General features: G+C 76.6%; 18 protein-coding genes. 13 read left to right on the top strand and 5 right to left on the bottom strand.

All coding sequences use genetic code 11. The features are described 5' to 3' along the window. The first annotated feature begins 143 nt into the window (after positions 1-143). The gene (locus tag GD880_RS05535; protein ID WP_152230616.1) at positions 144-941 is read left to right on the top strand and encodes a fructosamine kinase family protein; all 798 of its coding nucleotides are present in this window, start codon (positions 144-146) and stop codon (positions 939-941) included. A gap of 66 nt (positions 942-1,007) precedes the next feature. On the opposite strand, the gene hemQ is transcribed toward GD880_RS05535, so the two are convergent. From hemQ to GD880_RS05520, 3 genes are all read right to left on the bottom strand, one after another. Then, complete coding sequence (hemQ, locus tag GD880_RS05530; protein WP_152230615.1) at positions 1,008-1,724, bottom strand: hydrogen peroxide-dependent heme synthase; 717 nt, start codon at positions 1,722-1,724, stop codon at positions 1,008-1,010. 49 nt (positions 1,725-1,773) lie between these two features. Continuing rightward, a complete protein-coding gene (locus tag GD880_RS05525; RefSeq protein ID WP_152230614.1) occupies positions 1,774-2,895 on the bottom strand; it encodes a ferrochelatase in 1,122 nt (373 codons plus the stop codon). An 86-nt stretch (positions 2,896-2,981) separates the two neighbouring features. Beyond that, on the bottom strand, positions 2,982-4,349 hold the full coding sequence (locus GD880_RS05520; protein ID WP_152230613.1) for a glutamyl-tRNA reductase: 1,368 nt from the start codon (positions 4,347-4,349) through the stop codon (positions 2,982-2,984). Between the two features lie 38 nt (positions 4,350-4,387). Here GD880_RS05520 and hemE point away from each other — a divergent pair, with 38 nt between their 5' ends. From hemE to hemL, 6 genes are all read left to right on the top strand, one after another. Next, positions 4,388-5,440, top strand: a complete 1,053-nt coding sequence (gene hemE / locus GD880_RS05515) for a uroporphyrinogen decarboxylase (protein WP_226909403.1) — start codon at positions 4,388-4,390, stop codon at positions 5,438-5,440. Next, entirely contained in the window at positions 5,437-6,888 is a 1,452-nt protein-coding gene (locus GD880_RS05510) for a protoporphyrinogen/coproporphyrinogen oxidase (protein ID WP_264372270.1), read from the top strand. The genes hemE and GD880_RS05510 overlap by 4 nt, the downstream gene beginning before the upstream one ends. Positions 6,889-7,053: 165 nt before the next feature. Beyond that, a complete protein-coding gene (hemC, locus tag GD880_RS05505) occupies positions 7,054-8,127 on the top strand; it encodes a hydroxymethylbilane synthase (protein WP_152230611.1) in 1,074 nt (357 codons plus the stop codon). After that, on the top strand, positions 8,124-8,921 hold the full coding sequence (locus GD880_RS05500; RefSeq protein WP_152230610.1) for a uroporphyrinogen-III synthase: 798 nt from the start codon (positions 8,124-8,126) through the stop codon (positions 8,919-8,921). Before hemC ends, GD880_RS05500 begins: the two co-directional genes overlap by 4 nt. Positions 8,922-9,037: 116 nt before the next feature. Beyond that, a complete protein-coding gene (gene hemB, locus GD880_RS05495; protein WP_152230609.1) occupies positions 9,038-10,030 on the top strand; it encodes a porphobilinogen synthase in 993 nt (330 codons plus the stop codon). A 57-nt stretch (positions 10,031-10,087) separates the two neighbouring features. Next, positions 10,088-11,449: a glutamate-1-semialdehyde 2,1-aminomutase gene (gene hemL, locus GD880_RS05490; RefSeq protein ID WP_152230608.1), complete on the top strand. Its 1,362-nt coding sequence runs from the start codon at positions 10,088-10,090 to the stop codon at positions 11,447-11,449. Between the two features lie 40 nt (positions 11,450-11,489). Here hemL and GD880_RS05485 read toward each other — a convergent pair whose 3' ends face one another. After that, positions 11,490-12,080 carry a histidine phosphatase family protein gene (locus GD880_RS05485; protein WP_152230607.1) on the bottom strand — a complete coding sequence of 197 codons (591 nt, stop codon included), beginning with the start codon at positions 12,078-12,080 and terminating at the stop codon, positions 11,490-11,492. 317 nt (positions 12,081-12,397) lie between these two features. On the opposite strand from GD880_RS05485, the gene purB reads away from it, so the two are divergent. Together purB and GD880_RS05470 are read left to right on the top strand one after the other, a co-directional pair. Beyond that, positions 12,398-13,837, top strand: coding sequence for an adenylosuccinate lyase (purB, locus tag GD880_RS05475; RefSeq protein WP_226909402.1), 1,440 nt, complete (start codon positions 12,398-12,400; stop codon positions 13,835-13,837). A 109-nt stretch (positions 13,838-13,946) separates the two neighbouring features. Next, positions 13,947-14,633 carry a DedA family protein gene (locus GD880_RS05470; RefSeq protein WP_226909401.1) on the top strand — a complete coding sequence of 229 codons (687 nt, stop codon included), beginning with the start codon at positions 13,947-13,949 and terminating at the stop codon, positions 14,631-14,633. Between the two features lie 120 nt (positions 14,634-14,753). Here GD880_RS05470 and GD880_RS05465 read toward each other — a convergent pair whose 3' ends face one another. Next, on the bottom strand, positions 14,754-15,683 hold the full coding sequence (locus GD880_RS05465) for a Ppx/GppA phosphatase family protein (RefSeq protein ID WP_152230604.1): 930 nt from the start codon (positions 15,681-15,683) through the stop codon (positions 14,754-14,756). Between the two features lie 187 nt (positions 15,684-15,870). On the opposite strand from GD880_RS05465, the gene GD880_RS05460 reads away from it, so the two are divergent. From GD880_RS05460 to GD880_RS05445, 4 genes are all read left to right on the top strand, one after another. Beyond that, the gene (locus tag GD880_RS05460; protein ID WP_152230603.1) at positions 15,871-17,451 is read left to right on the top strand and encodes a hypothetical protein; all 1,581 of its coding nucleotides are present in this window, start codon (positions 15,871-15,873) and stop codon (positions 17,449-17,451) included. 308 nt (positions 17,452-17,759) lie between these two features. Then, a complete protein-coding gene (locus tag GD880_RS05455; protein WP_152230602.1) occupies positions 17,760-18,041 on the top strand; it encodes a metal-sensitive transcriptional regulator in 282 nt (93 codons plus the stop codon). Positions 18,042-18,112: 71 nt separating this feature from the next. Beyond that, positions 18,113-18,358, top strand: coding sequence for a heavy-metal-associated domain-containing protein (locus GD880_RS05450; protein WP_152230601.1), 246 nt, complete (start codon positions 18,113-18,115; stop codon positions 18,356-18,358). Positions 18,359-18,543: 185 nt separating this feature from the next. Further along, positions 18,544-20,928 (top strand): heavy metal translocating P-type ATPase, encoded by a 2,385-nt coding sequence (locus GD880_RS05445; RefSeq protein WP_264372269.1) that lies wholly within the window; start codon positions 18,544-18,546, stop codon positions 20,926-20,928. The last annotated feature ends 22 nt before the right edge of the window (positions 20,929-20,950 follow it).

Here is a 20,950-nt window from a genome sequence, read left to right as displayed (position 1 = left end):
GCTAGGCACCGGCGCCGACAGCCCGGCACCGGGCCGGGTCGGGCTGTGGACGGGTGGTCACCGGCGCGCGGTCACCGGCGAGTGGTCACCGGCCGGGGGCTGCCGGCGGGCGCCCGCCGGCGCCTCGCCGGGAGGATGGGGCGGTGAGCGCATTTCGGAAGGACGACCACGGCCTGCCCGGGGCGACCGGGTTCGAGGCCGCCGGGCTGCGGTGGCTGGGGGCGGCCGCCGCCCACGGCGGCGCTCCCGTCGCGGCGGTCGTGGCAGAGGGCCCGGGCTGGATCGAGACCCGCCGCATCGACGGGGGCCGGCCGGACGCCGCCGCGGCCGAGGAGCTGGGCCGGGCGCTGGCCCGCACCCACGCCGCCGGCGCCGGCCACCTCGGCTGCCCGCCGCCGGGCTGGGAGGGCGACGGGTTCATGGGCCGCGCCCCGTTGCCGCTGCACGCGGAGCCGGGCCCGTCCTCGTGGGGCGAGTTCTACGCCGTCGACCGCCTGCTGCCCTACCTGCCTGCCGCCGTCGGGAACGGGGCGATCGACGCGGAGGGCGCGCGGGTGGTGCGCCGGTGTGCCGAGCGGCTCGCCGCTGGCGACCACGACGCCCCGCAGCCGGCGCTGGTCACCGGAGCCGCGGCGCGGCTGCACGGGGACCTGTGGGGCGGCAACGTGCTGTGGGCGACGGGCCCGGTCGGCGTCACCGCAACCCTGATCGACCCCGCGGCCCACGGCGGGCACGCGGAGTCGGACCTGGCACAGCTGGCGGTGTTCGACGCGCCCCATCGCGCGCGGATCGTCGCCGCGTACGACGAGGTCTCGCCGCTCGCGCCGGGGTGGCGCGAGCGGGTCGGGCTGCACCAGCTGCACATGCTCATCGTCCACGCCGCCCTGTTCGGCGGCTCCTACGGGCGGCAGACGGTGGCGACGGCGGCCCGGTACGCCTGACGCCGCCGCCGGGTCTACCGCACGAGCGGCCGCCGGCGGCGCCAGGGGTACGCGAAGCGGCCGCGCTCAGGCGCGCGGCTGGCGCTCCGCCCACGCGGCCAGCGCCACGCGCGGGCCGGTGAAGAAGGGGATCTCCTCGCGCACGTGCCGGCGGGCGCCGACCGCGCGCAGCTCGCGCATCACGTCGACGATGCGGTGCAGGTCGTTCGCCTCGAATGCGAGGATCCACTCGTAGTCGCCCAGCGCGAAGGCCGAGACGGTGTTGGCCCGCACGTCGGGGTAGTCCTTGGCGGCCATGCCGTGCTCGCGGAGCATGTCCCGCCGCTCCTCGTCGGGGAGCAGGTACCACTCGTAGGAGCGGACGAAGGGGTACACGCACAGGTACCCGCCGGGCTCCTCGCCGGCGAGGTAGGCCGGCACGTGCCGCTTGTTGAACTCCGCCGGCCGGTGCAGACCGACCACCGACCACACCGGCTGGAGGAACGCCCCCAGCGCGGAGCCGAGCAGGCGGTGGTAGGCGTCCTGGACCTGCTCGATGGTGGCGGCGTGCCACCACACCATGAGGTCGGCGTCGGCGCGCAGCCCGGCGACGTCGTACCAGCCGCGCACGACGACGCCGGCGCCGGCCACGGCCTCCTCGGCCGCCGCCACGAGCGCGGCGCGGTCGTCGGCGTCGGCGGGCAGCGGCGCGGCCGTGGCGAACACGCTCCACATCGTGTAGTTGATGCCGGCGTTGATCGCCTCGGTGTCGGCGCCCTCGCCGATGCGCGGGATGGTGCTCATGCTCTTCCTCCTGGGATGGGTGGGACCTCGGACGGCGGCAGCCGGGAGCTCAGACGGCGGCGCCGGCGGGCTGCTCGCACGCGGCGGGCACGCCGGAGTCCACCCCGGCGCGCAGGCGGCAGCAGCCGGGCCGGCAGACGTCCGGCCAGGCGCCCAGCGCCCCGACCGCCGCCCGCTCGGGCGCCTCGCCGCGCTCGGTGCCGGCCCGCTCGACGAGCAGGTCCACCAGGCCGGCGACGAACTCCGGCGCGGTGCCGGCGGTGCCGGCCCGCTCCATCCGCATGCCGAGCTCGTCGGCGGTGGCGCGGGCCTCGGTGTCGAGGTCGTAGATGACCTCCATGTGGTCCGAGACGAACCCGATGGGCGCGAGGACCACCCGGGCGGCGCCGTCGGCGTGCAGCGCGTGCAGGGTGCGGTTGACGTCCGGCTCGGTCCACGGGGTCAGCGGGGTGCCCGAGCGCGAGCAGTAGGCCAGCTCCCAGGGCACCGGGTGCCCGAGCCGCTCCCCGGCCGCCTTGGCGACCTCGGCGGCGACGTCGAGGTGCTGCACGGAGTAGCTGCCCGTCGTCCGCGTGCCCGAGGCGACCTCCATCGTCGTGGGGATGGAGTGGGTGACGAAGACCAGCGGCGCGTCCGGGCCCGGCGCGGCGCCGAGGCGCTCGTAGGCGGCGACGACGGCGTCGACGTTGGCGGCGACGAAGCCGGGGTCGTTGAAGTAGGCGCGCACCTTGTCGACGACCAGGTCCACGCCCTCCCCGGCGAGCTCGTCGAGCGAGGCGGCGATGTTCTCGCGGTACTGGCGGCAGCCCGAGTAGGAGGCGTACGCGCTGGTCACGATGGTGAGCACGCGGCGGGCGCCGCCGGCGTGCAGGTCGCGCAGGGCGTCGGTGAGGTAGGGGTCCCAGTTCCGGTTGCCCCAGGCGACCGGCAGGTCCAGGCCGCGGCGCGCCAGCTCCTCGCGCAGGGCGGCGAGCAGCGCCTTGTTCTGGTCGTTGATGGGGCTGCGGCCGCCGAAGTGGTAGTAGTGCTCGCCCACCTCCTCCAGGCGCTCGTCCGGGATCCCGCGCCCGTGGGTGACGTTGCGCAGGAACGGCACGACGTCCTCGGGACGTTCCGGTCCGCCGAAGGAGAGCAGGAGGATCGCGTCGTACGGGGCAAGCGTGGAGGTCATCTGGCTCGTTCTCGTCTCGGCCGGCAAGCCGGCGTGCGGGACCGCCTCGCGGGCGGCGGGGTAGGTGCGGCGGCGGGCGCCGCGGGTCAGGCCGGCGTCGCCACCGGCGGGGGCCCGTCCTGCGGGGCCGGCACGGCCACGCCGAGCACCTGCTCCAGCGCGCGCAGGTGCTCCGCGCCGCGCCCCTCGCGGCCGGCGGCGCGGGCCCGGACGGTCGGCTCGTGCACCAGGCGGGCGGCGAGCCGGCGCAGCGCCTGGGCGGCCTTCTCGGCGCTGACGCTGCCCTCGGCGGGCAGCCGGTCGAGCTCGGCGGCGACGGCGTCGGCCACCCGGGTGCGCAGCGCGACGACGGCGTCGTCCATCTGCCGCTCGGCGGTGTCGTCGGCCAGGGCGCGGATGCCCTCGCCGACGATGTCGCGGGCGCGGGCCACCTCCCCGGCGGTGGCGGCCGGGGCGTGCTCGCGCACGGTGGGCAGGTCCACGAGGACGACGTCGTCGAGGCCGGCCACCGCCGGGTCGACGTCGTGGCGCAGGGCGAGGTCCACGAAGACCACCGGCCCCTCGGCGCCGGCGGCGCGGCGGGCGGCGAGCCCGGCGCGCACGGTGGCGAGGTCGAGGACGGGGGTGCCGGTGCCGCGGCAGGTGACCACCAGGTCGGCGGCGGCGAGGGCGGCGGCGAGGTCCTGCGGGGCGGTGCGCACGCCGTGGGACTCGGCGAAGGCCCGGGCGCGGCCGGACGCGGACCAGACGGCGACGTCGCTCGCGCCCCGCTCGCGCAGCGCGGCCAGCGACGCACCGGCGTAGGAGCCGGTGCCCACGAGCAGCACCCGCCGCCCGGACCAGCTCGCCGTCGGCACCGGGCCGGTATGGGCGTCGGCGGGCCAGGGGCGCTGCTCGCGCTCGCACTCCAGGTGGGCGAGGCGGGCGCCGGCCAGGTCGAGGGCGACGGCGACGACGGAGCGGCCGGCGCGGGCGAGGTCGGTGGCCACGGCCACCTGCCGGGAGGTGCGGGTGGCGTGCTGCAGGGTCGCCTCGAGCAGCGGGGAGGTCAGCCCCTCGGCGCGGGCGGCGGCCAGCGCCCGGCGCACCTGCCCGGTGATCTCCCGCTCGCCGACCACCATGGAGTCCAGCCCGGAGGCCACCTCGAACAGGTGGCGCACGGCGTCCTGGCCGACGGCGGGGGTCATGAGCCGGGCGACGTCCTCCTCGCTCGCGCCGCTGGCCTCGGCCACCGCGTGCCGGGCGGCGCGGGCGGCCTCCTCGGGGTCCGCGTCGGCGTCGAGGTAGACCTCGAAGCGGTTGCAGGTGGCCAGGACGACGGCGCCGCGCACGGCAGCACCGTCGGCCACGACCTGCCGGCCCACCTCGGGTGCGCCGACGCTGAGCCGCTCGATGTCGGCCAGGTCCAGGTCGTGGTGATTCGCAGTCAGGAGAAGGAGCACCACAGCACCCATAGTGAACCATTTCCCCGAGCGCCAGGCACAATGCCCTCGTGACAAATGCTGCCCCCGAGCCAAACGTGCCGGAAATCACCGCGTCCCCGCTCCTCGAGGCGTATTCCGGACGCCGCCCCGACCGGCTGCCGGTGTGGTTCATGCGCCAGGCCGGCCGGTCCCTGCCCGAGTACCGGGCCGCCCGCGAGGGCGTGGCCATGCTCGACTCGTGCCTGCGCCCCGAGCTCGCCGCCGAGATCACCCTGCAGCCGGTGCGCCGCCACGGCGTGGACGCCGCGATCTTCTTCTCCGACATCGTCGTGCCGCTCAAGCTCGCCGGCGTCGACGTCGAGATCGTCCCCGGGGTGGGCCCGGTGGTGGCCGAGCCGGTGCGCACCCGCGCCGACGTCGACCGCCTCGTCGAGCACCGTCCCGGCGACCACGCCGCCATCACCGAGGCGGTGCGCCTGACGGTCGCCGAGCTCGGCGCCACCCCGCTCATCGGCTTCGCCGGCGCGCCCTTCACGCTGGCGGCCTACCTCGTCGAGGGCCGGCCCTCGCGCGACCACCTCGCGGCCCGCACGATGATGCACGCCGACCCCGAGGCGTGGCGCCACCTCATGCGCTGGGCGGCGGACATCACCGGCGCGTTCCTGCGCGCCCAGATGCTCGCCGGGGCCCGCGCGGCCCAGCTCTTCGACTCCTGGGCCGGCGCCCTGTCCCTGGCCGACTACGCCACCCACGCCGCCCCGTTCAGCGCCCGGGCGCTGTCGCGGGTGCGCGACCTCGACGTGCCGGTGGTCCACTTCGGCACCGGCACGAGCGAGCTGCTCGTGGCCATGCGCGACGTGGGCGCCGACGTCGTCGGCGTGGACTACCGCCTGCCCCTGGACGAGGCGAACCGCCGCCTCGGGGGCACCACGCCGCTGCAGGGCAACATCGACCCCGCCCTGCTCGCCGCCCCCTGGGAGGTGCTCGAGGCGCACGTGCGCGCCGTGGTCGAACGCGGCCGCGCCGCGCCGGCGCACGTGGTCAACCTCGGCCACGGCGTCCCGCCGGCCACCGACCCCGCCGTGCTCACCCGCGTCGTCGAGCTGGTCCACTCCCTGTGACCCCCACGCCGGACGTCCTCGTCGTCGGCGCCGGCATGGCGGGGCTCACCGCCGCGCACGCCCTGGCCGCGCGGGGTCTGCGCGCGGTGGTGCTCGAGGCCGGCGCGGACGTCGGCGGGCTGGTCGCCGCCGGCACGGTCGGCGGGTACGAGGTCGACCTGGGGGCGGAGGCGTTCGCGCTGCGCCGGCCCGAGGTGCTCGCCCTCGCCGAGGGCCTGGGCCTGGCCGTCGAGCGTCCCGCGGGCCGGTCGTGGGTGTGGGCGGAGGACGGCGACGCCGTCGGCGCCGTGCCCATCCCGGCCGGCTCGCTCCTGGGCATCCCCGCCAACCCCGACGACGCCGACGTGCGGCTCGCGATCGGCCCCGACGGCGCCGCCCGCGCGGCCCAGGACGCGCACCTGGGCCCGGAGGTGGGCGCCGACGCCGCCGACCTGGCGGCGCTCGTACGCGCCCGGATGGGCGAGGCGGTCCTCGCCCGGCTGGTGCGCCCGGTCGCCGGCGGGATCCACAACGCCGACCCGGCCGACCTCGCGGTGGACTCGGTGGCCCCCGGCCTGCGCGCCGCGCTGGCCCGGGAGGGCTCCCTCGCCGCCGCGGTGCGCGCGCTGCTCGCCGCCGCCCCGCCCGGCGCCGCGGTGGCCACCACCACCGGCGGGCTGTTCCGGCTGCCCCGGGCGCTGCGCGACGCCGTGGTGGCCGCGGGCGGCGAGGTCCGCACCGGCAGCCGCGTCACCGCGCTGCGCCGGGTCGCCGCGCCGGGGCCCGGCGCGGGCGAGCGGGCCGGCGCCAGCCGGGGTGGCTCCGGCGCGGACGGGGCGGAGGCGGCCATCTGGGAGGCCGCCGTCACCGGGCCGGGCGGCCCGGCGACGCTGCGGGCCCCGCGCGTCGTCCTCGCCACCCCCGGCGGCGCCGCGCTGGACCTGCTGCGCGGTCTGGTCGACGTCTCCGACGTCGCCCTGCCGGCGGGCTCGGCCATCACCCACGTCACCCTCGCGGTCCGGGCCACCGCGCTCGACGCCGCCCCGCGCGGCTCCGGCCTGCTCGTCCCGCCGGGCGCCGCCGCGGTGCGGGCCAAGGCCCTCACCCACGCCAGCGCGAAGTGGGCCTGGCTGGCGGCCGCCACGGCGCCGGGCGAGCACGTGCTGCGGGTGTCCTACGGCCGCCCCGGCGAGCGGACCGACGACGTCGAGCCCGCCCTGGCGCTGCGCGACGCCGCGACCCTGCTCGGCGTCCCCCTCCCCCCGGCGTCCCTGCTCGACGCGCGGGTGGTGGCGCGCGCCGGCGCGCTGGCCGCGTCCACCCCGGCCCACCTCGCCCAGGTGGCCCGGCTGGGCGAGCGGGTCCGCGCCCTGCCCGGCCTGCGGGTGACCGGGGCGTGGGTGGCCGGAACCGGGCTCGCCGCCGTCGTCGCACACGCGCAAGCGGTCGCGGGGGAAATCTCACAGTGATGGTGACGCCGTGTCACCATATTTCCGAGGGGCCGGAAAAATGTCGCACAGCGGCCATGGGAAATGCGGCTCCGGTATTTTCTGACGGCCCGTCAGATACCGATCTGACAGCCAGTCAGCAAACGCGGAATCGACATTTCCGGCGGGCCTGGGGAGACTGATCCGGTGAGCACGTCGACCCCTCCCCTGCGCGTCGGAACCCGGGGCAGCGAGCTCGCCCTCACCCAGACGTCCGCCGTGGCGGACGCGCTCGCCCTCGCCGCCGGCCGCGAGGTCGAGCTCGTGCGGATCCGCACCGAGGGCGACCGCTCCACCGCCTCCCTGGCCAGCCTCGGCGGCACCGGCGTCTTCGCCGCCGCCCTGCGCGAGGCCCTGCTCGCCGGCGCGTGCGACGTCGCCGTGCACTCCCTCAAGGACCTGCCCACCGCCCCCACCGCCGGGCTGAGCATCGGCGCCCTGCCCGTCCGCGAGGACCAGCGCGACGTGCTGTGCGCCCGCGAGGGCTGGACGCTGGCCACCCTGCCCGCCGGCGCCCGCGTGGGCACCGGCTCGCCGCGCCGCGCCGCCCAGGTGCGCCTGGCCCGGCCCGACGTCGAGGTCGTGGACATCCGTGGCAACGTCGGCACCCGCCTGGCGCGGGTGGAGACGGACCTCGACGCCGTCGTCCTCGCCCGGGCCGGCCTCGCCCGCCTGGGCCTGCTCGAGAAGGTGACCGACACCCTCGACCCCGACGTCATACTCTCCGCGCCCGGGCAGGGCGCGCTGGCCGTGGAGTGCCGGACCGCGGACCTGGCCGGCCCGCTCGGCGAGGCCCTGCGCGCCATCGACGACCTGCCCACCCGCCTGGCCGTGGTGGCCGAGCGCGCCCTGCTCGCCACCCTCGAGGCCGGCTGCGCCGCCCCGGTGGCCGCCTGGGCCCACGTGGTGCCCGCCACCGCCGCCGCGCCGGCCCGCCTGGAGCTGCGCGGCGGGGCGTTCGACCCGGCCGGCGCCCAGGGCCTGGTCCGCACGGGCGGCGTGGAGCTGCCCGGGCTGGGCGAGGCCACCGAGGACCCGGGCAACGCGCTGGGCCAGGACGTGGCCGTCTCCCTCGCCCGCGAGCTCGGCGAGGCCACCGCCGTCGAGCTCCTCGACGCCGGCGCGGCCGCGATCGCGGGCCTGCCCACCCCCGACGACGTCGGCGCCCCCGACCTGCCGGGCGTCCTCGACGGCGCCGACGGCACCGACGCGCGCCCATGACGGCCACGCCGGTGGGGGGCCCGGCGCCGGACCTGCGCGGCGCCACGGTGCTCCTGCCGCGCACCGGCCCCGACGACCCGCTGCTCGCCGCGGTCGCGGCGGCCGGCGGGGTGCCCCTGGGCACCGAGCTGGTGCGCACCGTCGCCGTCGACCCGCCCCACCAGCTCGACCAGGCGCTGCGCGCGCTGGGCGAGGGCGCGCACACCTGGCTGGCGGTGACCAGCGCGACGACGGTGGAGGTCCTCCTCGCCCGGGCCGCGGCGCTAGGCACCAGCCTGGCCGACCTCGCCCGCGGCGCCCGCGTGGCCGCCGTCGGCCCGGCCACCGCGGCGGCCCTGGAGGCGGCCGGCGTGCCGGTCGACCTGCGCCCGGCCGAGTCGAGCGCCGCCGGCCTGGTCGCCGCCTGGCCCCCGGCCGACGGGCGCGGCATCGTGCTGTTCCCGCACTCCGAGATCGCCGGCCCCACGCTGGCCACCGGCCTGCGCGAGCGGGGCTGGCTCGTCGACGACGTCGTCGCCTACCGGACCCTGCCCGTCCCCGAGCCCGACCCGGCGGTCGCCGCCCGGCTCGCCGCCGGGCAGGTCGCCGTCGTCGTCCTCACCTCCGGCTCCACCGCCCGGGCGCTGGTCGGCCTGTACGGGGTGCCGCCGGCGCACGTGGTGACCATCGGCGCCCCCACCGCCCGGGCCGCGGCCGAGGCGGGGCTCGCGGTGCGCGCGGTGGCCGCGGAGCCCACCCCCGCCGGGGTGGTCGCCGCCGTCGCCCAGGCCCTGGCCGCCCCGCCCCCGCCTTGAGGTGCCGTCTTCCCGGTGAGGCGTCCCGCGACGTCACACCGAGAAGATGACCTCGCGCGCCCCCCAGGCCCGTCCCGCTTGCACCCCGACCGCCACCGACCGTCCCAGGAGCACCGATGACCACGCTCACCTCCGTCCCGCAGCCCCTCGAGCGTCCCCGCCGGCTGCGCACCACCGCCGCGATGCGCCGCCTCGTCGCGGAGCACCGCACCCACCCGGCCGACCTGGTGCTGCCCATGTTCGTCCGCGAGGGCCTCACCGAGCCGGCCCCGCTGGCGTCCATGCCCGGCGTCGTCCAGCACACAATGGACTCCCTGCGCCGCGCCGCCATCGAGGCCGCCGAGGCCGGCGTCGGCGGGCTCATGCTCTTCGGCGTCCCGGCCGCGCGCGACGCCGTCGGCACGGCCGCCAGCGAGCCGGACGGGATCCTCAACGCCGGGCTGCGGGCGCTGGTCGAGGAGGTCGGGGACGCCGTCGTCGTCATGTCCGACCTGTGCCTCGACGAGTTCACCGACCACGGTCACTGCGGCGTGCTCGACGGCGCCGGCCGGGTGGACAACGACGCCACCCTGGTGCGCTACCAGGAGATGGCGCTGGCCCAGGCGGCCACCGGGGCCCACATGCTCGGCCTGAGCGGCATGATGGACGGCCAGGTCGCCGCGGTGCGCGAGGTCCTCGAGCGCGACGGCTACGCCGACACCTCGGTGCTGGCCTATTCGGCCAAGTACGCCTCGGCGTTCTACGGCCCCTTCCGCGACGCCGTCGACTCCCAGCTGCGCGGGGACCGCAAGACCTACCAGATGGACCCGGCGAACGGCCGCGAGGGCCTGCGCGAGGCCACCCTGGACCTGGCCGAGGGCGCCGACGTCGTCATGGTCAAGCCCGCCCTGAGCTACCTCGACGTCCTCGCCGAGGTCGCCGAGCTCTCCCCCGTGCCGGTGGCCGCCTACCAGGTCTCCGGCGAGTACGCGATGATCGAGGCCGCCGCCGCGAACGGCTGGATCGAGCGGCGCCGCGCCATCGAGGAGTCGGTGCTGAGCATCCAGCGCGCCGGCGCCGACTTCGTGCTCACCTACTGGGCCACCGAGCTCGCCGGCTGGCTGCGCTGACCGCGCCCGCCGTGCCGACCCGGTAGCCTCCGCCCACCGCCACCCCAAGGAGCCGTGATGACGACCACCACCTCGACCATGCACGAGATCTTCGAGCGCGCCCACCGCGTGACCCCCGGCGGGGTCAACTCGCCGGTGCGCGCGTTCGGCTCGGTGGGCGGGGACCCGCGGTTCATCGCCTCCGCCCGCGGCCCCTACGTCACCGACGTCGAGGGGCGCGAGTACGTCGACCTCGTCATGTCGTGGGGCCCGGCGCTGCTCGGCCACGCCGCGCCCGAGGTGGTCGCCGCGGTGCAGGAGGCCGCCGCGCGCGGGCTGTCCTTCGGCGCGCCGACGGTGGCGGAGGTCGAGCTCGCCGAGGCGGTGCGGGCCCGGGTACCGGCGGCCGAGAAGGTCCGCTTCGTCTCCACCGGCACCGAGGCGACCATGACCGCGGTGCGCCTGGCCCGCGGCGCCACCGGCCGCGACCTCGTCGTGAAGTTCGCCGGGTGCTACCACGGCCACGTCGACGCCCTGCTCGCCGACGCCGGCTCGGGGGTCGCCACCTTCGGCCTGCCCGGCTCGGCCGGGGTGACGGCCGCGAGCGCGGCCGAGACGATCGTCGTGCCCTACAACGACCTCGCCGCCCTGGAGGCCGTCTTCGCCGAGCGCGGGGACGACATCGCCGCGGTCATCGCCGAGGCCTCGCCGGCCAACATGGGCGTAGTGCCCCCGCGGCCGGGGTTCAACGCCGCGATCCGCCGCCTCACCACCGAGCACCGCGCCCTGTTCATCCTCGACGAGGTCCTCACCGGCTTCCGGGTGGGCCCGGCGGGCTGGTGGGGGCTCGACGGCGTCGCCCGCGACGGCGGGGTGAGCGCCACCGGCTCCGAGGCGTACACCCCGGACCTGTTCGCGTTCGGCAAGGTGGTCGGCGGCGGCATGCCGCTGGCGGGCCTGGGCGGGCGCGCCGCGCTCATGGACCTGCTCAGCCCCTCCGGGCCCGTCTACCAGGCCGGCACCCTCTCCGGGAACCCGCTGGCCACCGCCGCCGGGCTGGCCACCCTGCGGCTGGCCGACGACGCCGTCTACGCCCGGGTGGACGAGGCGGCCCGGGTGATCGGCGACGCCGTGGGCGCGGCCCTGGACGCCGAGGGCGTGCCGCACCGGGTGCAGCGCGCCGGCAACCTCTTCTCGGTGATGTTCGGCGAGACGGCCGCCCGCGACGGCGTGCACAGCTACGCCGACGCCCAGGCGCAGGACACCTTCCGCCACCCGCCGTTCTTCCACGCCATGCTCGACGCCGGCGTCGCCCTGCCGCCCAGCGTGTTCGAGGCCTGGTTCCTCTCCGCGGCGCACGACGACGCCGCGGTGAACCGCATCCTGGAGGCGCTGCCCGCGGCGGCGCAGGCGGCGGCCGCGGCGCGCCCGGCGCGGTAGGAGCGTTGGGCGCCCGGCAAGGGGTTCCCGGTCTGCGCCGTCAGGCGGACAGGGGCACGTTCCAGTGGCCGATGACGGGCAGGGAGTGCTCGTAGGTCAGCACCCCGCGGCGGGCCGCGCCGAGCAGGAACCCCGAGCCGTGCCGCGGGTCGAGCTCGAGCCAGCGCGCCGCCAGAACGCGCAGCACGTGGCTGTGGGCGATGAGGAGCACGTCGCCGCCCTCCATCTCCCGGCGTGCCCGCTCGAGCACTCGGTCCACCCGGACGCCCACCGCGGCGGCGTCCTCCCCGCCCGGCGCCCCGTCGGCGAAGAGCTGCCAGCGAGGCAGGCCGACGGACGTGCGGCGCGCCTCGTACTCGGCGGTGGTGTGCCCCTCGAGCACGCCGTAGTCCCACTCGGCGAGGTCCTCGAGCACCTCGTACTCCGCGATGCCGGCGAGCTCGGCCGTGCGCCGGGCGCGCTGGCGCGGGCTGACCAGGACGACGGCCCAGCTGCGGTTGCCGAGGTCCGCGAGCAGGCGGCGAGTCTGGTCCTCACCCTCGGCCGTCAACGGGATGTCGCTGACACCGGTGTGGCGGCCGGACTTGCTCCACTCGGTCTCGCCGTGGCGCACAACGATCAGCTCGGCCATCGCCGCTCCCTCCCGAGGGGCACGAGCATGCGCCAGGCCCCGCGCCCGCGCACCCCGGAGGCGCCAGGCCCGCGCCCGCGCACCCCGGATGCGTCAGCCCCGCGCCCGCGCACCGGGTCGCGGCGCGGCACGGTCGGGCACCGGCGGGGAAGCCACAGAACGCCACAACCGGTACTGGTGAGACCGGTGTGACGCCTCGCCGCGCCGGGATCGCCTCATCTGCACCAGTTGTGGCGTTCCACGGCCCGCCGGACGCCGACCCCGGGCGCGATGGACAGCCCGGCCCCGCGCGCGGCGCGGCTGGAATGATGACGGGCATGACTGAGCGCGTCGACCTCGCCACCGTGACCCCGCCCGTCGCCCTCGGCCCGCTGGACGGGCGCTACCGCAGGGTCGTCGCCCCGCTCGTCAACCACCTCTCCGAGGCCGCCCTCAACCGGGCCCGCCTGCACGTCGAGGTCGAGTGGCTCATCCACCTCACCGACGCGGGCGTGCTGCCCGGCGCCCCGCGGCTGAGCGAGGGCGACAAGGGCTACCTCCGCGACGTCGTCGACGTCTTCGGCGCCGGCGACGAGCTCGAGGAGCTCGCCGCCATCGAGCGCGAGACCCTCCACGACGTCAAGGCCGTCGAGTACTTCCTCAAGCGCCGCCTGGACGCCGCCCCGGCCGTCCTCGGCGAGGACACCGTGCTGCCCCAGGTGCACGAGATCGTCCACATCTTCTGCACAAGCGAGGACATCAACAACCTCTCCTACGCGCTGACGGTCAAGAGCGCCGTCGAGGACGTCTGGCTGCCCGCCGCCTCCGCGATGGCGGACGACGTCGCCGCCCTCGCCAAGGAGCACGCCGGCGCGGCGATGCTGGCCCGCACCCACGGCCAGCCGGCCACGCCCACCACGCTGGGCAAGGAGCTCGCCGTTCTCGCCCACCGGCTGCGCCGCCAGCTGCGCCGCGTCGAGGGCGCCGAGTACCTGGGCAAGATCAACGGCGCGACCGGCACGTTCGGCGCGCACACCGTCTCCGTCCCCGGCGCCGACTGGGAGGCGGTGTCGCGCGGGTTCGTCGAGCACCTGGGCCTGACGTGGAACCCGCTGACCACCCAGATCGAGTCGCACGACTGGCAGGCCGAGCTCTACGGCGACGTCGCCCGCTTCAACCGGGTGCTGCACAACCTCGCGACCGACGTGTGGACCTACATCTCGCTGGGCTACTTCCACCAGCGCCTCTCCGCGCAGGGCTCGACCGGCTCGTCGACCATGCCGCACAAGGTCAACCCCATCCGCTTCGAGAACGCCGAGGCCAACCTCGAGATCTCCTGCGCGCTGCTCGACACCCTCGCGGCCACGCTCGTGACCTCCCGGCTCCAGCGCGACCTCACCGACTCCTCCACCCAGCGCAACATCGGCGTCGCGTTCGGCCACTCCCTGCTCGCCGTCGACAACGTCCGGCGCGGGCTGGCCGGCCTCGACGTCGACGGCGCCGCCCTGGCCCGCGACCTCGACGCCAACTGGGAGGTGCTCGGCGAGGCGGTCCAGCAGGCCATGCGCGCGGCGTCGATCGCCGGGGCGACGGGCATGGAGGACCCCTACGAGCGGCTCAAGGACCTCACCCGCGGCAAGAAGGTCGACGGACCGGCGATGCGGGAATTCATCGGCGGACTCGGCCTTCCCGACGACGTCGAGGCCCGCCTGCTCGCCCTCGAGCCCGGCACGTACACGGGGCTGGCCGAGCAGCTGGTGGGCCACCTGGACGACTGAGCCTGCGCCGCCAGCGCCGGCGCGGCGCCCGGTTCCGGCGGCCCGGCGCCGCGGGCGTCACAGGCCGTCTTCACGACATTCCCAGGAATCGGCCGTACCGTAGCCGCTCGTGACCCCGATCTTCGCCAGCGCCTCGTCCACCGCCACCGCCTCCCTCGACGGCGTCGCCGCCTGGGCGGTGAGCGTCATGGAGGCGCTCGGCGGCCTCGGCGCCGCCCTGCTCATCGCCCTGGAGAACATCTTCCCGCCGCTGCCCAGCGAGGTCATCCTGCCCCTGGCCGGGTTCACCGCGTCGCAGGGCTCGCTCGGCCTGGTCGAGATGATCGTGTGGTGCACGGCCGGGTCCGTGGTGGGGGCGTGGGTGCTCTACGGCGTCGGTGCGCTGCTGGGGCGCGAGCGCACCCGGGCGATCATGAACTGGCTGCCGCTGGTCAAGATCGAGGACGTCGACAAGACCGAGGCGTGGTTCCACCGGCACGGCAAGGGCACCGTCTTCCTCGGCCGGATGATCCCCATCTTCCGCAGCCTCATCTCCATCCCCGCGGGCATCACCCGCATGCCGCTGGTGCTCTTCACCGTCCTCACGGCGGCCGGGTCCCTCGTGTGGAACACCGCGCTCATCGTGGCCGGCTACGCCCTCGGGGAGAACTGGAGCGTCGTCGAGAACTACGTCGGGGTCTTCACCAAGGTCGTCATCGTCCTCGTCGTGCTGGCCCTGGCGTGGTTCGTCGTGTCCCGCGTGCGGGCCATGCGGGTCGCCCGCCCCTCCGGCGAGACGGGCGACGACGCCGCCTGACCCGCGCGAGGACGACGCCACCGCCTGACCGCGGGACGACGGCGCCTCACCCGCTGGCGACGCCCATCCCGCCGTCCCCGTGGGACACACCGTCCTGGGACTCGGCGCCGCTCGACGCGCTCAGTCCGTCAGGACGTCCAGCCGGCGCAGCAGCACCCCCTCGCGCAGCGCCCAGGGGCACACCTCGATCTCCTCGATGCCCAGGTCCTTCATCGCCCGCTGCGCGACCATCGCGCCGGCGACGATCTGGTATGTGCGCTCCGGCGTGATCCCGGGCAGCTCCATGCGCTGCTCCGCCGGGATCTTCGCGAGCCGCGGGGTCCAGTCCACCAGGTCCGCGAGCTGCATGCGACGCCGTTCCTCGGGGCCGATCACCTCGACCCGCTGACCGGCGAGCCGGGCGAGCGAGCGGAAGGTCTTCGACGTCGCGACCACGTGGTCGGGGGCCGCCTGCTTGCGGATCTCCTTGGCCACCGGCGCCAGCGTCTTCTTGATGTGGGACTTCAGGGCGTCGAGCTGCTTGTCCGTGGCCGGGTCGGAGCGCAGGAAGTCGTGCGTGAGCCGGCCGGCTCCCAGTGGCACGGAGACGGCGTAGTCCGGGAGCTCGTCCATGCCCATGGCGATCTCCAGCGACCCGCCGCCGATGTCGAGCACCAGCAGCCGCCCGGCGGCCCAGCCGTGCCAGCGGCGCGCCGCGAGGAACGTCAGCTCGGCCTCCTCGCTGCCGGTGAGCACCTGCAGCGGCACGCCCGCGATCTCCTCCAGCCGGGCGAGGACCTCGGGGCCGTTGGTCGCCTCGCGGATGGCCGAGGTGGCGATGCCGATCAGCTCCTCCGCCCCGAGCCGCTTGGCGGCCTTCGCGGCCTTGCGCACGGCCTCGGAGAGCGCCGCCACGCCGTCGTTGTCGATGCGGCCCTCGTCGTCGAGGTAGCGCATGAGGCGCACGGTGCTGCGGTCGTCGGCCGCGGGGTCCGGGCGCCCGTCCCGTACGGCGTCGACGACGAGGAGGTGGACGGTGTTGGAGCCGATGTCGAGGACGCCCAGACGCATGGGCACACGGTAGCGGCGCGCGCCGCCGGGCCGGACGGCCGCCCGCGGCGCGGGCGCCTGGCGCGGCCGGGCACGACCGCGCCGATCGGCCGGGCACGGCCGCGCCTGGCAGCCGGGCGGGGCGCGGGCCGTGGCGCGCACCACCTAGAGTCGAGGCAGCCCCGCGTCCCCGACCGACAGGCCCACCATGAGCACCGTCACGCTGCAGAAGGCGATCACGCCGCCGATGTCCGCCGCCTACCTCGAGCGCGGGCTGGATCGGGTCGCCGGGTTCGTCGTCCCGGCCGCGGACGTCGCCGCCGTGACGAGCACCGCAGCGCTGTTCGAGCTGCACGGCCTGGGCTTCCCCGGCTCCCCGTTCGCCCCGGACCGCCCCATCGACATCCTCCACCTGCCCGCCTCCCCCACCGCGAACCTGGTCCGGGCCACCGGCGGCGCGGACGAGGCGGGCCGGCGCGCCACCGGCGGGCCGTTCCTCGACCGGCCACCGTTCACCGGCACCGGCCTGGCCGCCGCCGGCGACGTCGTCGCGCCGCTGTCCTGGCTCGAGCACACCCGGCTGACCCCCGGCGCCCGACTGTGGCGCTTCACCCCCGGCGCGGAGGAGCCCGAGCTGGTCGGCACCTACCACGGCGTCGCCTTCGGCTGGCAGAACCACCTCGCCGGCGACGAGCTGCACGCGCTGGCGCCGTCGAAGTTCGTCGGTCCGCTGGCCAAGCTCGACCTCGGCACCTTCGCGGTGGACGTCCGCACGGACGACGACGGCGCCCCCACCGTGGTCACCCTCGTCACCATGGCCGCGGGCTCGGAGGAGCACGGCTTCACCCGCACGAACGCCGGCACGTGGGCCAAGCAGGTCCCCGCCGCGGACGTCGAGCTCTTCGAGATCCACGCCACCGCCCGGTGGCACGGGCTGCCGGTGCGCATCGTCGACCAGGGCCCCGGTCCCGACGGCGAGGTGATGTGCCGGGTCAGCTCGCTCGCGTACGACGCCGACGCCGCCGAGCGGATGCTCATGGACAAGATCGACGCCGGCGTCTACGAGACCACCGCGGCGCTTAGCGCGCTCACCGACGTCCGCTACACCCAGCGGGTGCCCAACGCCTGGGCCAAGGAGAGCCAGCTCGCCGAGGCGCGTGCCGCCCGCGAGGCGGCCGCGGCGGGTGCGGCCGCAACCGCGACGGGGGCCGGCGCGGCCGCGGCCGGCGTGGGGCCGGCGGGGCCGGCGGGTGGCCCCGTCGGGGCCGGTGCCACGGCGGGCGACGGCGCGGCGCCAGGCGGCGCCGCCCCGTCCCAGGCCCAAGCGACCGCCAGCGGCCCGCTGGCCGCCCACGGTGACCTGCTCGAGCGGGTCGCCCGCGGGCTGGCCACCGGGCTGCCGGCGGGGTGGACCCGGGTGCGGGTGCTGTGCCGGATGGCGGGGTCGCGCGGGGAGATCCTCGGCGCCGTCACCGGCCAGGACGGCAAGGAGGTCGTCCTCCCCCGCCTGGCCGACGACGTCGGCCAGGCGCTCTCGCAGCTGCGCCACGTCAGCTACAACCCCGGCGAGGGCACCTGGTTCACCGCCCTGGCCACCCTCGCGGCCGACGGCACGCTGACGCTGAACGTGGATTCGACGAACGAGCCGAAGTGGAGCACGCCGATCGAGGCCGCCGAGTTCGCCGAGGACGTCCGGCGCTACCCCCGGGACGAGGAGCACACCCCGGACTGGCTCCGCGCCCGGCTGGCCGAGGCCGCTGCCGGCGCCGCCGGCGAGTCCGGCGCGTAAGCAGCCCGTCCGCGCGCGAGCCAGCGGTCTCGAGCGCGAGCCAGTCCTGCGGTCGACACCTCGGCGGGCAGCCCGAGCCAGCCCTGCGGTCGACACCTCGGCGGGCCGCTCGTAGGCGTCGTCGGTGAGCCGGACGTGCGCCGATTCCCCCGGACCGAGAGCCACGCTCCCCCGGGACGGGCAGCCCGGAGGACCTTCGTCCCCGCCCACACATACCCCCGCCGGGTACTCTTGAACTCGATACCCCCAGGGGGTACGTTGTCGTTGTCGCGGCCCGCAGGGGGCCGTGCAGGACCGAAGGAGCCGGCGTGCCCGGATACAGCGGGACCAAGGAGCAGTACCTCAAGCGGCTGCGCCGCATCGAGGGGCAGGTGCGGGGGATCGCCCGCATGGTCGACGAGGACACGTACTGCATCGACGTGCTCACGCAGATCTCGGCGGTGACCAAGGCCCTGCAGGCCGTCGGGATCGGGCTGGTCGAGGACCACCTCGGCCACTGCGTCGTGGACGCCGCCCGCGCCTCGGACGAGGCGGGCCAGGAGAAGGTCGCCGAGGCCGCCCAGGCCATCGCGCGGCTCGTCCGCTCCTGACCCACCGCGCGGTCCCCACCGACCGACGTCGCCGCACCGGCGCCGCCCCCGCTCACACAGAGGAGAACGAGATGAGCACCACCGAGATCGACCGGACCACCGTCGTCGACGTCGAGGGCATGACCTGCGGGCACTGCGTGCAGCACGTGACCACCGAGCTGTCCGCGCTCGAGAACGTCAAGGACGTCTCCGTCCAGCTCAACGCCGGCGGCCTCTCCCCGGTCACCGTCGTCTCCGACGTCGTCCTCGACGACGCCGCCATCCGCGCCGCCGTGGACGAGGCGGGCTACGCCGTCGCCGCGATCCACCGCGACTGACCCGTGGAACGGCCCGGGCCCGCCGGCGCCGTCCACCGCCACTGCCGGGTGGCGCCGCCCGCTGCTGCCGGCGACGCCATCCCCTCCCCACCGAGCGGGGTGCCTCCCGCCACCCGCCCAGGCACCCGGCTCCGGCGTCGCGTACCGTCGACGCCGCGCCACCCGACTCCCGGGAAGAAGAATCCGTGTCCACCGCGACCGACCCCACCGCCCCGTTCGTCCCGCTCGGCGAGGCCGACCTCGCCGTCGAGGGCATGACCTGCGCCTCCTGCGTGAACCGCGTCGAGAAGAAGCTCAACAAGGTCCCCGGCGTGCGCGCCACCGTCAACCTGGCCACCGAGTCCGCCCACGTCGACCTCGCCCAGGACGTCCCCGACGCCGACCTGCTCGCCGCCGTCGAGGCCGCCGGCTACACCGCCCACGTCACGCGCCGGCGCACGACGGCGCCCGAGCCGGCCCCGGCCGCCGCGCGCGACGCCGGCGCCGGCAGCGAGACCGCCGCCGCACGAGACGCCGACACCTCCGCCCCCGCCGACCGCCGCGCCGCCGACCTGCGCCGCCGCCTGATCGTCTCCGCCGTCCTCACCGTGCCGGTCACCGTCCTGTCGATGGTCCCGGCGCTGCAGTTCCCCGGCTGGCAGTGGCTGGTCCTGGTGCTGGCCCTGCCGGTGGTCACCTGGGGCGCCTGGCCCTTCCATACCTCCGCGCTGCGCGCGGCCCGGCACGGGGCCTCGACGATGGACACCCTCGTCGCCCTCGGCGTCGGCGCCGCGAGCCTGTGGTCGCTGTGGGCCATCACGCTCGGCGGCGCCGGCGAGATCGGCCTGCGGATGCAGTTCTCGCTCTTCCCCGCCCAGGGCGCCATGCACGCCGCGCCGGAGATGTACTTCGAGACCGCCGCGGTGGTCACGACGTTCCTGCTCGCCGGCCGCTACGCCGAGTCCCGCTCGCGCCGCCGCGCCGGCGACGCGCTGCGCGCCCTGCTCTCCCTCGGCGCCAAGGACGTCGCCCGGGTGACCCGGGACGCCCAGGGCCACCGCACGGAGACCCGGGTCCCGATCGACGCGCTCGCCGTGGGCGACCTGTTCGTCGTGCGCCCGGGCGAGAAGGTGGCCACCGACGGCGTCGTCGTCGAGGGCCGCTCGGCCGTGGACACCTCCCTGCTCACCGGCGAGCCGGTGCCCGTCGACGTCGGGCCCGGCGACGAGGTCGCCGGCGCGACCGTCAACACCGCCGGCAACCTGCTCGTGCGCGCCACCCGGGTGGGCGAGGAGACCACGCTGGCCCAGATCGGCCGCCTGGTGACCCAGGCGCAGACCGGCAAGGCGCCCGTCCAGCGCCTCGCGGACCGCATCTCCGCGGTGTTCGTCCCCATCGTCATCGTCCTCGCGCTCGCCACGCTGGCGGCGTGGCTGCTGCTGGGCAACCCGGTGCAGTCGGCGTTCACCGCCGCGGTCGCCGTGCTCATCATCGCCTGCCCCTGCGCGCTCGGGCTGGCCACCCCGACGGCGCTGCTCGTCGGCACCGGCCGGGCCGCCCAGCTGGGCATCCTCATCAAGGGCCCGGAGATCCTCGAGTCCACCCGGCAGGTCGACACCATCGTCCTGGACAAGACCGGCACCGTCACCGAGGGCCGCATGCGGCTCGCCGAGGTCCTGACCCCCGCCGGCGACGACCACGCGGCGCACGTCCTCCGCCTGGCCGGCGCCGCCGAGGCCGGCAGCGAGCACCCCATCGCCCGGGCCGTCACCGAGGCCGCCCGCGCGGCCCAGGACGGCAGCCCCCTGCCGCGGTCCACCGACTTCTCCAACCACGCCGGGCAGGGCGTGTCCGCCACGGTGGACGACGGCGGCACCCCTCGTCTCGTGCTCGTCGGGCGCCCGTCCTGGCTCGCCGCGCAGGGCGTCGTCGGCGCCGCGCCGGAGGACGCGGTCACCCGCGAGCACCGCGCCGCCGAGCGCGACGGGGCCACCGCCGTCGTCGCTGCCTGGGACGGCCGGGCCCGGGGGGCGCTCACGCTGCGCGACGAGGTCAAGGACACCTCCCCGGAGGCGATCGCGCAGCTCAGGACTCTGGGCATCACCCCGTACCTGCTCACCGGGGACAACCGCGCCGCGGCCGAGCGGGTGGCCACGCGGGTCGGCATCGCCCCGGACCACGTCGTCGCCGAGGTGCTCCCGGAGCAGAAGCTCGACGTCGTCACGGACCTGCAGGCGCAGGGCAAGGTCGTCGCGATGGTCGGCGACGGCGTCAACGACGCCGCCGCCCTCGCCCAGGCCGGCCGGCGGGGCCTGGGCCTGGCCATGGGCACCGGGACGGACGTGGCGATCGAGGCCTCCGACATCACCCTGGTGCGCGGTGACCTGCGGGCGGCCCCGACGGCGATCCGCATCTCCCGCCGGACGCTGCGGATCATCAAGGAGAACCTGTTCTGGGCCTTCGCCTACAACGTCGCGGCGATCCCGCTCGCCGCGCTCGGGCTGCTCAACCCGATGATCGCCGGCGCCGCGATGGCGGCCAGCTCCGTCATCGTCGTGACGAACTCGCTGCGGCTGCGCCGCGCGGGCTGAGTCGGGGCCGCTCACGCGCCCT

The organism is Georgenia ruanii (assembly GCF_009193175.1).
Taxonomy (GTDB): domain Bacteria; phylum Actinomycetota; class Actinomycetes; order Actinomycetales; family Actinomycetaceae; genus Georgenia; species Georgenia ruanii.
Note: the sequence above shows the minus strand (reverse complement) of the source record. Positions and strands in the feature narration are given on the sequence as shown.